The following is a 14070-nucleotide window of genomic DNA, read 5'->3' as shown; positions in this document are numbered from 1 at the left end:
AGAGGGCCGGGCGGGCGTCAGTCCTTCACGCGGGCTAGCGCGAAGCCGTCGTAGCCCTTGACGCCGACCGTCTGGATCGCGGTCGCGTCCAGCTTCGGGTGCTCGGAGAGGAACTTGAGGGCGGCGCGGGTGCCGGTGATGTCCGGCTCCGTGTCGTCCGGGTCGACGACGCGGCCGCCGCGCACCACGTTGTCGACGACGATCAGGCTGCCCGGGCGGGTCAGCTTCACCGCCCACTCCAGGTAGTTCGGGTTGTTCGCCTTGTCCGCGTCGATGAAGACCAGGTCGAAGACGTGGCCCTCGTCGGCGAGGACCGGCAGCGAGTCGAGGGCCGCGCCGACCCGTACCTCGACCGTCTTGTCGAGGCCGGCGCGGGCCAGGTTGGTCCGCGCCACCTCCGCGTGCTTCGCGCTGTACTCCAGGCTGATCAGCGCACCGTCGGCGGGCAGCGCGCGGGCCAGCCAGATGGTGCTGTAGCCGCCGAGCGTGCCGATCTCCAGGATGCGTCGGGCGCCCTGGGTGAGGGCCAGCAGGTGCAGGAGCTTTCCGTTGGTGGCCGAGACGTTGATCCGGGGGAGACCGGCGGCCTCGCTGTCGGCGAGGGCCGCGGCGAGGGCCTCGTCGGCCGGGGCGAGGAGTTCGCTGAGGTAGGCGTCGACAGCGGTTGCGACATCGGGCTGGCGGGCTGCCGGGGAGTCTGTCGTCATGTCCGTCAGCGTAGGGGCGGCGGCGCCTGCACGGGGGCAGGCGGGACGACGGGTCGCCTGCGCCGGGCGCGGATCACGAGCAGGATCACCGTCGTCGCCACGGCGGCCAGTGCGCCGAGCACGGTCAGGAGCCAGACGGGCAGGTCCGGTCCGACGGTCAGCAGTTCGTCGTCGTAGTCGACCTGCCGGTACGCGGTGTCGTGCGCGGAGCGGCGCAGTTCGTGGTCGCCGTCGATCGCGGACGGGGTCGGGAAGTCCTGGGTGTACGCGGTCAGGTACGGGGTGCCGGCGGCGAGCTCGGCGAGTGGGCCCTGCGTGTTGGTGACCCGCCCCGCGTACGTCAGCTCGGGTTCGTCGCCGCCGATCGTCGAGCGGGGTTCCATGCGGTGGCCGGCGAGCACGTACAGGTTGAGGTGCTGTTCGGTGCGGGCCAGGCGGGACAGCCGCATCGGGTAGACGGGGCGCTCGCTGGCGAAGGTGAGGTGCAGCGGGTCGAGGCGGCCGGTCATCGGGAGGTTGTCGGCGGTGGCCGGGGCGAGGCGGACCGCCACGTACTCCCAGCCCTGGTCGACGTAGGGGCGCAAGGCGCGGTCGAGGCGGTCGGGCAGTTCGAAGCCGTTGTCGTGCAGCCAGTCGGCCAGCGCGTCCGGGTCGGTGGCGGTGAGCCGGGCGACGTCGAAGGGGCCCAGGCGCTCGCGGCCCACGACACCGACGCCGGAACCGGCGGCGGACGGGGTGGCGGCGGCGCCGTCTCCGGCGCCGCCGTCGAAGGGCCAGTCGTCGCCGCGGGGCCAGAAGTAGTGCCGGGTGCGGATCTCCGGGGCGGTCGCCAGGGTCAGGTCGTCGAACAGGGCGACGTCGCCGAGCTTCACGGTGGCGCGGTGCGGGACGGGCATCACCCACGCCGCGTCGTGGGCGCTGCCGTGCACCGCGAGGCGCATCACGATCTGTTCCGTGCGGCCGTCCCAGCGCAGCACCGAGGTCTCGTCGTCCACGCTGATCTGGCCTCGGCTGGGGACCATGGCTCCGCAGCCGCACGCATTCGCCGGGGCGGCGAGCGTGAGGAGCTGGAGCAGGAGTGCCGCCAGGGTGATGAGGGCGGCCCGGGCCCGGTTGGTCTGCATGTCCGTTCCGACGGGGTGATCGTCGGGGCGGGTTCCCGTCGTTACGGGGCTGTTGCGTGGCGCGCAGGCGCGAAAGCCGCAGACGCGTCTGCTCGTTCACCGAGTAGTCGCGTCTGCGGCTTTCGTCGTGGTTGCTCGCGCAGTTCCCCGCGCCCCTGACGGGGCGCGTCAACCCGCCGCCGTCAGACCGCCGGAGCCGAACCCGGCAGCGGCTTGCCCGCGCTCTCGCGCATGCGCCACGCCGCGATTCCGCCGATGACGGCCGCGGCCATCATGTAGTACGCCGGGATCATCAGGTTCCCCGTGGCCGCGATGAGCGCGGCGGCGACCAGCGGGGTCGTGCCGCCGAACAGGGACACGGAGATGTTGAAGCCGACCGACAGGGAGCCGTAGCGGACCTTCGTCGGGAAGAGGGCCGGGAGCGCCGACGGCATCGAGGACGTGAAGCCGACCAGGAGCAGACCCAGCGCCGCGAGGCCGAGCGCGATGGACCAGGTCGAACCGGCGCGGATGAGCAGGACGGCCGGGACGGACAGCAGGACGAAGCCGACGCAGGCCGCGCCGATGACCTTGCGGTGACCGAAGCGGTCGTTGGCGGCGCCCATCGGGATCTGCACGCACATCATCAGGACCATCACGCCGATGAGGATCAGCGTGCCGTGCGTGGCGTCGTAGCCCATCTCCTCGCTGAGGAAGGTCGGCATGTACGACAGCAGCATGTAGTCGGTGACGTTGAAGACGAGGACCAGCGCGATGCACAGCATCATGGCGTTGCCCGCGCCCTTGCCGACGAACATCTCGCGCAGCTTCGGCTTGGGCTGCGCCTTCTGCTTGGCCTCGGCCTCCTCCGCGAGCTTCTGGAAGGCCGGGGTCTCCTCCAGCTTCATCCGCACGTACAGGCCGACGAGACCGATCGGACCGGCGACGAGGAACGGGATGCGCCAGCCCCAGCCGTACAGGTCGCCGGACGACATGAGCGTCGTCAGGGCGGTGGCCAGGCCCGCACCGGCGACGTAGCCGATGAGCGTGCCGAACTCGAGGAACGAGCCGAAGAAGCCGCGGCGCTTGTCGGGCGCGTACTCGGCGATGAAGGTGCACGCGCCGCCGTACTCGCCGCCCGTCGAGAAGCCCTGCACCATGCGCGCCACGATCAGCAGCACGGGCGCCCACACGCCGATGGTGTTGTAGGAGGGGATCAGGCCGATCGCGAAGGTGCCCGCCGCCATCATGATCATGGTGATGGCGAGGACGCGCTGCCGGCCGATGCGGTCGCCGAGCGGGCCGAAGAAGGCGCCGCCGATGGGGCGGACCAGGAAGGCCGCGGCGAAGGTGCCGAGCGTGGACAGGACCTGCGCGGTGCTGGACGCCGTCGGGAAGAAGACGTGTCCCAGGGTCGCGGTCAGGTAGCCGTAGACACCGAAGTCGAACCACTCCATCGCGTTGCCGAGCGCTGCCGCCTTGACCGCCCGCTTGACGAGGGACGGGTCGGTGACGGTGACGTCTTGCTGCTCGGCGGTGGTGCGGCGGTCCGGTGCCGGGGAGGCTCCGGACCTGCTGGTACCGGGGGCGACGGAGAGAGTGGACGACAAGGTCTCGCTCGCCTGCCTTTCGTGGGGGACAAGGGCAAAGGCCGTTCACGCGGAACGGCCCTGAACGGACGATAGGGGCGCACCGGGCGGTAACGGGTAGTGTTCGCTCCGCAGCGCTCCGTGGTGATATCCGGCCTGGCCTGGGGAAACGCGGGAGCGGGCGCGCCTTCGCGATCAGGCTTCCTGTGAGGTTTGTCGCGGAACCGATCCATGTAGCACGCAATTAACGCGTGATGTGGCACGCAATCGACACGCGATCCGCACGCCATGCATCGGGCCCGTTGTGCCGCCCTCCGGCCGGAAACAGGTCGAAGTCAGGTGAACCGGTGGCAGCCCGCGTCTCTCGGTACGGGACGGTGCGAACCTCTGAAGAGGACGCCAAAAAGTCCACGGAGGAGGATTCAGGGACGGAACGGGCGCTCGCCGTGCGCGGGTGTCGAGACAGGCGGCTGGAGGCCGACGGCACGTGGCGAACGCGGAGCGGGCAGGACGACGGGACACCGGGCGCGGGACGGGACCGGCGGGCAGGACGGGACCGGCGGGCGGTACGCACGGCTCCCCGGGCCCCCAGGGCACACCCGGCACCCTCGGCAGACCCGGTGCCACCGCCCTCGCCGCCGGTCTCACCGACGGCACCGGCCGGCTCACCGCCGCCCGCGCCCTCCTCTGGCTGCTCGCCGCGCTCCTCGCGACCCGTCAGCTCGTCGCCGTCCTGTCCACCCCGCGCGGCGAACGCCTCACCGACCTGGAGACCTGGATCGGCCCCGAGGGCGTCCTGCACGTCAGCGGCTCCCTCTACGAAGGCGCCGACGGCAGCGACCGCTTCACCGGCACCCCGTTCTCCGGGCTCGTCCTCAGACCCTTCTCCATCGCCGCCGAACAGGCGCTCGGCTGGGGCTGGACCTTCGGCTCCCTCGCGCTCGTCGTCGCCCTCGGGCTGATCGCCGCCCGCACCCTCCCGCAGCCCGCGGCCCGCCGCACCTCGCTCCTCGCGGCCCCCGTCGCGATCAGCCTGCTCATGCTGTCCCTGCCGGTCCGCAACACCTTCACCACCGGCCAGACCAGCATCATCCCGGTCCTCCTCGTGCTGCTCGGCTGCTTCGTCGTCCCCGGAGAGAAGGCCTCCGGCGTCCTCATCGGCGTGGCCGCCGCGCTCCAGCCGACGGTCCTCCTCTTCGCCCCGCTCCTCTGGTTCACCGGCCGCCGCCAGGCCGCCACGACCACCCTCGGCACCTTCGGCGCGGCCACGCTCCTCGCCTGGGCCGTCATGCCGCAGGACTCCTGGACGTACTGGATCCACCACCTCGCCGGCGCGGGCCTCGCCGCCGACCCCGCCGCCACCGCCAACCAGTCCCTGCACGGCGCGCTGCTCCGCCTCGGCCTCGAAGGCGGGCCGGAGATCGCCCTCTTCCTCGCCCTCGGCGCCGCCGTCACCTTCATCGGCCTGCGCCGCGCCGTCCGCTACGCCCGCGACGGACAGCTCCTCCTCGCGGTCGCCGTCACCGGCTGCGTCGCCGTCGCCGTCTCCCCGACCACCTGGCAGCACCAGCTCCTCTGGGTCCTGCTCGCCGTCGTCGGCCGTGTCGGCAAGCGCGCCTGCGACCGGAACATGTGGCCGGTCCTCGTCGTCCTCGCGCTCACGCTGCCCGCGACGATGATGCTGCCGAACATGACGTTCCTGGATCCCGTCCGGGACAACGTCGTCCTCATCGCGGCCCTCGCCGCGGCCGTCGCGGTCCCCTTCCTCCCGCGCACCTCACCCCTGTACGCGACCCCGATCCCCGTCACGTACGCGCCCCAGGCCCCCGCCCGCTGGAAGCACGTCCCGCTCCTGCCGTTCCTGCGCCGGGTCACGGACCGCCCGAACCTGATCCTCGAACTCATCCTGATCCGCGTCGGCTACTCCGCCTACCAGCAGGTCCGCCTCGCCGCGACGGGCGGCACGATCTCCGGCGGCCGCGCGACCGCCGAGGCCCACGGCCACCAGATCCACACGATCGAACGGATCCTCGGCCTCGACGTCGAGCACGGGATCAACCACACGGTCGCCACCCAACTCCCGTGGCTGAAGGACTTCTTCAACTTCTACTACACGACCTTCCACTTCATCGTCCCGCTCGCGGTCCTCGGCTTCATGTACGTGCGCCGCCCCGCCGAGTACCGCTGGGGCCGCGCCGCGCTCGGCTTCGCGACCCTCCTCGCCCTGATCGGCTTCTGGGCCTACCCGCTCGCCCCGCCGCGTCTGATGCCAGGCCTCGGCTTCATCGACACGGTCCACGGCGTCCAGGACTTCACCAGGCCGGACTACGGCACCCTCACCCAGCTCACCAACCAGTACGCCGCGATGCCGTCCCTGCACTTCGGCTGGTCCCTGTGGTGCGGCATCGTCATCGCGATCCTGGCCCGCCAGTGGTGGCTGAAGGCGCTCGCCCTCCTCCACCCCCTGTTCACGGTCTCCGCGATCGTCGCGACGGGCAACCACTGGGTCCTCGACGCGGTCGGCGGTGCGGTCGTCGTCGGCCTCGGCTTCCTTCTGACGTACGTGCTTCAGGGCCCCCGCGCCAGAACGCCCAAGTCCCGCCCGTCGCGGCCCGAGCCACGGTCGGACAGTGACGCGGGGGAGGTCACGGCCGGCGCATCGAGCCCGTCATGACGACGGCCCCACCGACGCGGAGTCGGCGGGGCCGTGGTCGGGGGGAGGGGTGTCAGGCGGACGTGGTGTCGCCGAGTACCTGGTCGATTGACGTGGCGGTGATGGCGCGGTCGAGCCAGGTGTCGAGGACGTAGGTGTCGGAGCAGCCGGAGATCGTGGCGCGGGCCTCGTCCGGGACAGCGATGCCGCGCGCGTCGAGAACCCGGAGCACGGCCTTGGCCTCGCCCTTGGCTTCGCCCTCCTCGCGGCCCTCCTCGCGGCCCTCCTCGCGGCCCTCCTCGCGGCCCTCCTTGCGGGCCTCCGCCCGGATGTTCTGTGCGGTCTGGGAGCGGAAGAAGGAGAGGTCGACAGCCACCAGGTGCCTCCAGATGTCTGCGGCCGGGATGCCCTCCAGGCCGAGTTCGGTGAATTCGGAGAAGATCATCGCCGTGTCCAGGTCGATGGTCTTCAAGGCGCTGCTCAGCGCTTTGAGTATGGCAGCGATGTCCGGGTTCTTCCCGTGTGTGATCGCGGAAAGCGTGGCGAGCGGGATGTCCTGCGCGGCCTCCTCCGGGTCCGTGATCATCGGCACGTTGTGCGGGCCGAGGACCAGTGGCCGGACGGTGAGCGCCGGCCACTGCGGGGGCCCGATGTCGATGGGACGCTCCGCCCAGTGCGCCGTGTGCTTGTCCTGCGTCGTGACGACAAGCACCGGCGGAATCCGGTACTTGGCGTACACGAAGGCCAGGTAGTACGCCCAGGCGCTGGGCTTCTCCGTGGAGGGACGGCCCTGTGACTCGACGGCGAGAAGGTAGCCGTCGCCGCGGGCTGTGTCGAAGCGCAGCAGTGTGTCCACGCGCCGCTCCACCGGGCGCAGTTCGGTGAGGTCCGTCGGCATCAGGGAGACGGCGACGGGTTCGGGGAAGTCGATGCCCAGTTTGCGGAAGGACCGGACGAACATCGCCGGGTCCTCCTGAAGGATCTGGTGCATCGCCTCGTGAGGTGAGCTGACCATGAGAGGGACCGTACGAGCGGAGCCGAATATTCCAGAGGGATATGCCGCACCGTTCACCCGCACGGGTTGGCTCTGGCCAGAGGTCCGGACTCCTGCGGTACCGGGGCCTGCGCGCACTCGAACCACACGGCCTTGCCCGCCGGCAGCAGCTGAACGCCCCACTTCTCCGTCACCGCCGCGACCAGCGCCAGGCCGCGCCCCGACTCCTCGTACGGGTCGGCCGGGCCGGGCAGCCGGAGCGGGAACGGCGGACCCTCGTCCGTCACCTCGACCCGGACGCGCCCGGCGTCCGGATCGTGGCGCAGTCGGACCACGGCCCGGCTCCCCGGCACATGCCGCACGACGTTCGACAGCAACTCCGTGACGCCCAGGGCGACGTCGTCGCGTACGCCTGCCGGGACCGACCAGTCGGCGCACAGGGTGTGGACGATGCGGCGGACGTGGCGGGCGGAGTGCGTGCCGACGGTCAGATGCAGGGTGTAGGCGTGCGGCTCGCTCCGCTGATTCTGCTGGTTCATGGGACGAGCGTCCCGAGTGCTGGTTACGCTGTGCAATCGACCGGATACAACTGGCCCCTCTGTGGGCCTGGTTGAGGGGGCTGCGCATGGTCCACATCAATGTCCTCGACCCGAGCGCCTCGCCGCTCGACTACTACGGCTTCGAGCTGCGCCGCCACCGGGAGGCCGCGGGCCTGACCCAGAAACAGCTCGGCCAGATCGTCAATTACACGGGTTCCTTGGTCGGCCAGATCGAGACGGCCCGGAAGCTGCCGACGCTCGAGTTCAGCGAGCGGTGCGATGCGGCTCTGGGGACGGAGGGGTTGCTTTCGCGGTTGATCGACCTTGTGTTGCGCAGCGAGCTCCCGGCCTGGTTCCGCCAGATCGCGGAGTTGGAGTCCCGGGCGACGGAGATCCAGGCTTTCCACACGCACCTGATACATGGGCTTCTGCAGACCGAGGAGTACGCCCGGGCCGTACTCGGCTACGTGGACCGGACCGGCCTGGATCGCAAGGTGGCGGCTCGGTTGGGCAGGCAGCGCATCCTGGAGAACGGGCAGGCCCCGCTCCTGTGGCTCGTCCTCGACGAGGGAGTGCTCCACCGTCAGGTGGGAGGCGCCGCCGTCATGCGAAAGCAACTGGCGCACCTGTTGGGCTACGAGGCGAATCCTCGGGTGAACGTTCAGGTGCTGCCGTTCGGCGTCGGCGCGCACGCGGGGAGCCCCGGGCCCTTCGACATGTTCCGGTTCAGCAAGGACCCGGCCATCGTCTACACGGAGGACTACGAGACCGGTCGTTCGACCGCAAACCCGGAACGGGTCGGTGAACACTCGCTCCGTTACGCTCATTTGCAGGCGGCGGCTCTGTCGCCCGTGGACTCAGCGCTGCTGATCCGGAGCGTGATGGAGGAACGGTATGGCGAGCATCCCCTGGCGTAAGTCCACCTACAGCTCGGACACGGGCGGCTCCTGCGTCGAGTGCGCCCCCCTGGGCGGACTGACCTGGCGCAAGTCCTCGTACAGCGGCGATCAGGGCGGCGCTTGCGTAGAGATCGCCGAAACCCCCCACGCCCACGTAGTCGTCCGGGACTCCAAGGACCCGGCCGGCCCCCGGCTCACGTTCACGCCGGAGGCGTTCCGCGTGTTCGTCGCGGGGCAGGTCAGCGGGTGACGCTGCCGCCATGGAGGTGGAGTGCTCGTAGCGCCGCCTCCATGGCGAATCGACGGTCCGCGTCGTCGAGTTGGCCGTTGAAGTGGGCCTCCAGGTTGCGCAGGCGGTAGCGGACCGTCTGGGCGTGGACGCCCAGGGCGTCGCCCACCTGCTCGGCGGTGCCGCGCGTGGTCAGCCAGGCGTGGAGGGTTTCCACGAGGCGGGCGCGGCGGGTGCCGGTGGACTTGTCGAGCGGGGCCAGTTCACGGGTGGCGATCTCGGTGACGAGGGCCGGGTCGGAGAGCAGCCACAGGGTCACGAGATGGTCGGCCGTGTCGAGGACCCGGGCGTCGGCAACGATGTCGTCGTCGACGAGTTGAAGCGTGCGGCGGGCCCAGCGGAGCGAGTCGGCGGCCTGTGCGGTGGGCAGCGGGAGGCCGATCGCGATCGGGGTGCCGTAGGTCGCGGACTCCAGCATCGCGCGGCGCTCGGGGGTGAGCGGGCCGGGGATCAGGAGATGAGGCTGCGGGGCGCCCAGGTCGGCGAGGACATCGATGTCCAGGTCCGCCTGGATGGCATCGGGCGCCGGGGTGCGCAGGGCGATGAGGGTGGCCTGCTCGGGCAGCGGCCAACTGGCCTGTTCGCACAGTTCGTTGATCGTGGCGTGAGTGAGCGGGGTGCCGGCGAGGAGAAGGTGGAGCAAGCGTCTTCGGAGCGTTTCCATTGCCGAGCCGGACTTCGCCTGTACTTCCAGATAGCCCTCGCGTGAGAGCGCTCCCAGTTCGTCGATGTACGCGAAGAGCGCGTCGGCGAAGGTGAGCAGGAGAGTGGGGGACAGGTCGAAGCGGCGGCCGATCGTCTTGGCGCGGCGCAGGGCGACCCGGGCGCCGAGCCGGTAGGCGCTCTGGAGGGTTTCCAGGTCCCGGCCCTCGTAGGCCTCGACGCGGCCGAACTTGCGGAGCAGCTCGTCGCGGGCGATGGAGGGCGCGGCGGGGTCGGCGACCCGGTCGACGAAGGCCGACAGGGCGTGCTCGACACCCTGGCGGATCGCCGCCCCGCTCGGGCCGTTGAGGAGTTGGGCGTACTCGGGATACGCGCGGGTGACCTCGACCCGGATCTCCTTGATCAGGCCGGGGATCTCGGGCCGCATGATGGCGGCGAACTCGCGGGGGAGCGGACCCAGCGGTTCGTTGACGTCAGGGGGCTGTACGCGCGGAGGCATGTGCGGTCCTCGCTGTCCGGGCGCCCGGTGGGGAACGGCGTCGCAAGGGCCGAAGGGTGTGGCCCGTGTGGCCCTTGCGTGGCCGTCAGGTGCGTACCTTTGGGAGCTCCTGAAACTAGAGCAACTTACGTGTGATGTACACCACTCGGCTTGAGGTTGGCTGTAAAGCGCGGGTGGTGCACGTCGGAGGGGTCAGGGGGTGGGGAGGGTCAGTGCGGGGAGCGTGGTGGGGGCAGGGGGGCAGCCGTTGCGGCCGGCGGGGAACTTGGGGATGCAGGCCGTCGCCTGATTCATGGCGACCAGGTTTCCTGGCCCGCTGATCGCCGCAGTGAACAAGGCGTCGATGTCCTCACCCTTGGAGCCGCATCCCGAGAAGGCCGGGATGTCGACCAGGTGGTTCTTGGTGGTGAGGAGTCCTCCGAGAAGCACGTTGGTGTAGGTGCCTTGGGTGCCGTTGGGGCCGAAGGAGCCTTCCAGTACCACGCGGAAGGGTGCCTTGGTCCGACAGTTCGGCCCGACGTTCAGCGGTGTTCCGTTCACTTTCACATCGTGCAGGCGAAGGCTCTGGTCGAAGCTGATGGCAGCCCAGGTTTCCCTGTTGGGGCTGGCGCCGCGGGTTCCGGTGGTGGCCGTGACGGGACCGGTTTCGAAACTCACTTTCGCGGATACGGGGGTGAAGCCGAAGGTGAGGAACGTCGACTCGGCGTCGGGGAGATCGATCCGGCCGATCGAATCGGTTCGATTGTAAACAAGGGGGGTTCCGGGCTTGGAGGAGTAAGTGTTCACGCTCGCTCGAATATTCATGAGCGCAGGTCGACGCGAGGGGTCATTGATGATCATGGAGCCGTTCTGTTTGCGCACGGTGGCGACACCCGCCGCATAGGCGCAGACTCGAGCCTCACTTCCGTGGTACACGTCCTTCAGCTGTGTGCCCGGCAGCCACTGCAGTCCGTAGGTCATGTCCGGTTCGCCCTCAATGGTGACGTCAGGGCAGGTCTCCGGGACATCGGGGGTGGTCTCGTCCACCTCGGGGGACACCGACAGACCGGTGCGGCCTTCCTTGTCCGAGGGGGCGCTGCTGCTCGGCGTGGCTGAACCCTCGCCACCCGACACCGGCACGGTCGCCAGGATGCCGTCCTGTCCTTCCGCGAGCGAGCACACCAGTGCCACGGGACCGCCGCCGGGGGCCATGTCCGCGGACGGGATGAAGCTCAGGCGCAGTTCGCCGACAGACAGGGCGACGTCGCCCGGTGATCCCACGGTGATCGTCGATGCCTTGCCCATGTGGGTGAGGCGAAGTTCCTCACCGGGGCCGGGGACGAGACTCTGGGCGGTCAGCTGGGACCATGTCGCGTCGGCCGTCTCGCCGTCGTGCCGGACATGTATGGCCAGCTCGGCATTGCTTGCCAGTGTCGTGGTTCCCTCGGGCAGCAGGCCGGCGAGGTCGTCGAATGACTGCGTCGTGTCGACCGTCACCTGACCCGGATCGATGGGTACGCCGACCGAGGCGTTGGCGGGCAGGCCGGTCTGCACGCGAGCCGTCACCCGCGTCGATCCGGCCGAACTGCCCGGCAGCGGGCAGTCGTAGGTCAGTGTGACGGCGTCGAGCGCCTCGTCGGCACGGGAACCGGCGCCGGACGTCACGCCCAGGACGAGGGCGATCGCCGTCGCCGTGGCGATACGACGGGTCGTCCGTCGTCCCCTGCGGCCGGCCCGCGAAGGGTGCTGCTCGCTGACGTTCATCGTGGGCTGTCTCCTCTGCCCGGCTGCCGCCCTCCGGCATCCGTCGTCGTCTCGTGGTGCGGCCTGCTCCGGGACGCGCCGAGCGCCCGCCGCCGAGTGTCAGCTCGGTGGCGGGCGTCGGTCGGTGCCTGGTGCGTGATCGTCGGTCAGCCCTGGGAGATCGTCTGGGCGCTCGTCAGCTGGTAGTCGCCGAAGAAGTCCGCCGGGTCGCCCGGGTTGATGAGGCCGAGACAGTTCGCGTCGTCCTGCGCCGCCAGGGTGCCGCCACCGGTGACGTGCAGGATGTTGGCGCCGTTCTCGTACCAGCCGGTCACGCTGCCGGCGAAGGTCGCCTCGCAGCCGAAGCCGGTGATCTTCGCGACGATGCCGGTGATGGTTCCGTCGGCGCGGGTGGCGCTGCTCATGCCGGTGACGTTGATCTTCCACGGCAGCGCGGACGGCGTCACGTCGAAGTCGATGCCGTTCACGTTGCAGCCGGTGAAGGAGATGCTGTTGATGTCGCCGATGCCGACACCGTCGGCGGAGGAGGACTGCAGGGTGCCCGCCGCGTGAGAGCTGTCGCAGGTGAGAGTGGCACCCGGCACGCCCAGCGTCGGGTTGACCGCGTTGGCCGCGAAGGCGCCGCCCGGGGACACGACGTAGCCGGCCTGGGCGGTGGCGGAGGCGGAGGACACGGAGAGGCCGACTGCGGCGGCGAACGCGGCGGCGGCTACGGCGGTGTTGCGGGTCATTCTGCGCACGGTGAATCCCTCCAGGGATGTATGGCGTACGAGATGGGAAGGGCCGTCCCTCGGGAGGTGCGGGACGGATTGTGTGCAACTCCGGGCGGAAGAGGGGTGAGTGGGGGGCGCGCCCCTTCCCTCGCCTGCCTCATGGACGTTACGAGCAAGTAACCAGGGCTCGCAATGGGATGCCGGAAGAATTCGGCGAAGTGGTTGAAGTCGGGGTTCTTTTTGTCTTCGGCCGATCAGGCCATCGCGCGGGCCTTGTCCGAGAGTGAGCATTTTCCGGGCCGGGCATATTTCTGCTCACTTGCCGAGTGAATGCCCGGACGGATTGCTCACTCGTTGATAAACGGGGCGGTAGTGGAATTTCTGTCAACGAGGGGCATTGCCGCAGGGGTTTCCCGCCAGTAACGTCCCGGCTGCTCCCGCAGTTCTCCCCGCTCACGCCCGACTTCTGCCCTCCGTGAAGGGAAATCCGCCATGCGCTCGACGAGACGTACGCAGAATCTGACCCGTGCCGGTGTCGTGACCGCCGCGACGGCGCTCGCCACCCTCGCCTCGCTGGCTCCGGCCGGCGCCGCCACCGAGATGGACGGCGCCTGGGCCCCGTTCAGCCGGTGTCCCGTCGACGCCCCGAGCATGCTCGCCGCCGACGGCAAGACCGACGTGGCGATCTGCATCTCCTCCAGCTCGGACAGCGGCTCCATCAAGATGGGCAGCTCTGTCGTGCCGACCGGTCGCACCGACCTCCAGGCCGGGGTCATCACCCACTCCGACGGCACGACCACCGTCGTTCCGCCGGCCGACGGCGCTCTGGTCGCGGCCCCGGCTCAGCTGCCGGGCGGGCTGCTCGGGCTCATGTGCCCCAGTGACATCCCGCTGGTGACCGACATCTGCAGGCAGCTCACGGACGTCAACCTCAACCGGGTGACCGCGAAGGTCCAGTCCGTGAACACGCCGACCGACTTCAAGCTGCTCGCGGGCGTGACGCAGGGGCAGCCGATCATCAGCCTGCCGGTCCGGATCAAGCTGGAGAATCCGTTCCTCGGTGACAAGTGCTACATCGGCTCCTCCTCGAACCCGATCGTGCTGCGGCCGCAGAACACCTCGGCGCCGGCGGTCAAGCAGCAGCGCTTCAACCCCGACGGCACCCTCAACTCCACGGGAGTGCTCAATCAGCTGAGCATCCTCGGGGCGAACCAGGGCGACTCGACGTACGCCGTCCCCGGGGCGAACGGCTGCGGCCTGCTCGGCGCGCTCGACTGGGCGGTCAACCTCAAGTCCGGGCTGCCGTCCGCGTCCGGCGGCAACAGCCTCGCGCTCAACAGCACGTCCACGTATGTCGCGGCCTTCGCGTCGCCGAGCAGCGTGGTGCCGAACGAGGGCAAGCTGCTCTCGCAGTACTGGCACGAGGGCGTGAAGTGACGGACGTGAGCGCGCGCCGTTTCATCACTCGCTGACAGAAGGCGCGGCCGAATCCATTTCCCGGCATCAAAGAATTCCGGGTCGGCGGCGGGCTACGGGAAAGTTCCGAGCCCGCTATTGCGAGGCAAGGTTACTCGGCCGTAGCGTCGATGCGGTGGCCACTGGACTCCTCGTCGACACCCCCCTGTCGACCAGGAGTTAAAACGGGGAACGCCGGTCCGATCCTCCTTCCGGGGCGGTCC

12 protein-coding genes are annotated in these 14070 nt (G+C 69.9%); 4 read left to right on the top strand and 8 right to left on the bottom strand.

The genetic code is table 11. From position 1 onward, the window contains the following. Window positions 1-17: 17 nt before the first annotated feature. The 3 genes from ACIBTU_RS12100 to ACIBTU_RS12090 form a co-directional block, all read right to left on the bottom strand. Complete coding sequence (locus ACIBTU_RS12100) at window positions 18-707, bottom strand: O-methyltransferase (protein ID WP_399125937.1); 690 nt, start codon at window positions 705-707, stop codon at window positions 18-20. A 5-nt stretch (window positions 708-712) separates the two neighbouring features. After that, on the bottom strand, window positions 713-1831 hold the full coding sequence (locus ACIBTU_RS12095) for a DUF2330 domain-containing protein (protein WP_399125936.1): 1119 nt from the start codon (window positions 1829-1831) through the stop codon (window positions 713-715). A gap of 182 nt (window positions 1832-2013) precedes the next feature. Further along, on the bottom strand, window positions 2014-3420 hold the full coding sequence (locus tag ACIBTU_RS12090) for an MFS transporter (RefSeq protein WP_399125935.1): 1407 nt from the start codon (window positions 3418-3420) through the stop codon (window positions 2014-2016). Between the two features lie 466 nt (window positions 3421-3886). On the opposite strand from ACIBTU_RS12090, the gene ACIBTU_RS12085 reads away from it, so the two are divergent. Beyond that, window positions 3887-6073 carry a phosphatase PAP2 family protein gene (locus ACIBTU_RS12085; RefSeq protein ID WP_399125934.1) on the top strand — a complete coding sequence of 729 codons (2187 nt, stop codon included), beginning with the start codon at window positions 3887-3889 and terminating at the stop codon, window positions 6071-6073. A gap of 52 nt (window positions 6074-6125) precedes the next feature. On the opposite strand, the gene ACIBTU_RS12080 is transcribed toward ACIBTU_RS12085, so the two are convergent. Together ACIBTU_RS12080 and ACIBTU_RS12075 are read right to left on the bottom strand one after the other, a co-directional pair. Next, window positions 6126-7067 (bottom strand): hypothetical protein, encoded by a 942-nt coding sequence (locus tag ACIBTU_RS12080; protein WP_399125933.1) that lies wholly within the window; start codon window positions 7065-7067, stop codon window positions 6126-6128. A gap of 53 nt (window positions 7068-7120) precedes the next feature. Next, window positions 7121-7585, bottom strand: coding sequence for an ATP-binding protein (locus tag ACIBTU_RS12075; protein ID WP_399125932.1), 465 nt, complete (start codon window positions 7583-7585; stop codon window positions 7121-7123). An 86-nt stretch (window positions 7586-7671) separates the two neighbouring features. On the opposite strand from ACIBTU_RS12075, the gene ACIBTU_RS12070 reads away from it, so the two are divergent. Both ACIBTU_RS12070 and ACIBTU_RS12065 read left to right on the top strand, forming a co-directional pair. After that, on the top strand, window positions 7672-8502 hold the full coding sequence (locus ACIBTU_RS12070; protein WP_399125931.1) for a Scr1 family TA system antitoxin-like transcriptional regulator: 831 nt from the start codon (window positions 7672-7674) through the stop codon (window positions 8500-8502). Further along, on the top strand, window positions 8480-8734 hold the full coding sequence (locus ACIBTU_RS12065) for a DUF397 domain-containing protein (protein WP_399125930.1): 255 nt from the start codon (window positions 8480-8482) through the stop codon (window positions 8732-8734). The genes ACIBTU_RS12070 and ACIBTU_RS12065 overlap by 23 nt, the downstream gene beginning before the upstream one ends. On the opposite strand, the gene ACIBTU_RS12060 is transcribed toward ACIBTU_RS12065, so the two are convergent. From ACIBTU_RS12060 to ACIBTU_RS12050, 3 genes are all read right to left on the bottom strand, one after another. After that, window positions 8724-9935: a helix-turn-helix domain-containing protein gene (locus ACIBTU_RS12060; RefSeq protein ID WP_399125929.1), complete on the bottom strand. Its 1212-nt coding sequence runs from the start codon at window positions 9933-9935 to the stop codon at window positions 8724-8726. The two genes, ACIBTU_RS12065 and ACIBTU_RS12060, sit on opposite strands and share 11 nt — an antisense overlap. A 192-nt stretch (window positions 9936-10127) precedes the next feature. After that, window positions 10128-11678: a DUF6801 domain-containing protein gene (locus ACIBTU_RS12055; protein WP_399125928.1), complete on the bottom strand. Its 1551-nt coding sequence runs from the start codon at window positions 11676-11678 to the stop codon at window positions 10128-10130. A 146-nt stretch (window positions 11679-11824) separates the two neighbouring features. Continuing rightward, the gene (locus ACIBTU_RS12050) at window positions 11825-12409 is read right to left on the bottom strand and encodes a hypothetical protein (RefSeq protein WP_399125927.1); all 585 of its coding nucleotides are present in this window, start codon (window positions 12407-12409) and stop codon (window positions 11825-11827) included. Between the two features lie 474 nt (window positions 12410-12883). Here ACIBTU_RS12050 and ACIBTU_RS12045 point away from each other — a divergent pair, with 474 nt between their 5' ends. Next, window positions 12884-13828 carry a hypothetical protein gene (locus ACIBTU_RS12045; protein WP_399125926.1) on the top strand — a complete coding sequence of 315 codons (945 nt, stop codon included), beginning with the start codon at window positions 12884-12886 and terminating at the stop codon, window positions 13826-13828. The last annotated feature ends 242 nt before the right edge of the window (window positions 13829-14070 follow it).

Origin of the sequence: Streptomyces sp. NPDC050145, from assembly GCF_044460245.1 — a bacterium.
GTDB lineage: Bacteria > Actinomycetota > Actinomycetes > Streptomycetales > Streptomycetaceae > Streptomyces.
This window is presented reverse-complemented; position numbering and strand designations above follow the sequence as displayed.

Bases quoted from the DNA above. Each gene is read 5' to 3' on its own strand.
- ACIBTU_RS12050 (WP_399125927.1), bottom strand. From the start codon at position 12,409: ATGACCCGCAACACCGCCGTAGCCGCCGCCGCGTTCGCCGCCGCAGTC.
- ACIBTU_RS12065 (WP_399125930.1), top strand. From the start codon at position 8,480: ATGGCGAGCATCCCCTGGCGTAAGTCCACCTACAGCTCGGACACGGGC.
- ACIBTU_RS12075 (WP_399125932.1), bottom strand. From the start codon at position 7,585: ATGAACCAGCAGAATCAGCGGAGCGAGCCGCACGCCTACACCCTGCAT.
- ACIBTU_RS12100 (WP_399125937.1), bottom strand. From the start codon at position 707: ATGACGACAGACTCCCCGGCAGCCCGCCAGCCCGATGTCGCAACCGCT.
- ACIBTU_RS12080 (WP_399125933.1), bottom strand. From the start codon at position 7,067: ATGGTCAGCTCACCTCACGAGGCGATGCACCAGATCCTTCAGGAGGAC.
- ACIBTU_RS12095 (WP_399125936.1), bottom strand. From the start codon at position 1,831: ATGCAGACCAACCGGGCCCGGGCCGCCCTCATCACCCTGGCGGCACTC.
- ACIBTU_RS12045 (WP_399125926.1), top strand. From the start codon at position 12,884: ATGCGCTCGACGAGACGTACGCAGAATCTGACCCGTGCCGGTGTCGTG.
- ACIBTU_RS12055 (WP_399125928.1), bottom strand. From the start codon at position 11,678: ATGAACGTCAGCGAGCAGCACCCTTCGCGGGCCGGCCGCAGGGGACGA.
- ACIBTU_RS12070 (WP_399125931.1), top strand. From the start codon at position 7,672: ATGGTCCACATCAATGTCCTCGACCCGAGCGCCTCGCCGCTCGACTAC.
- ACIBTU_RS12060 (WP_399125929.1), bottom strand. From the start codon at position 9,935: ATGCCTCCGCGCGTACAGCCCCCTGACGTCAACGAACCGCTGGGTCCG.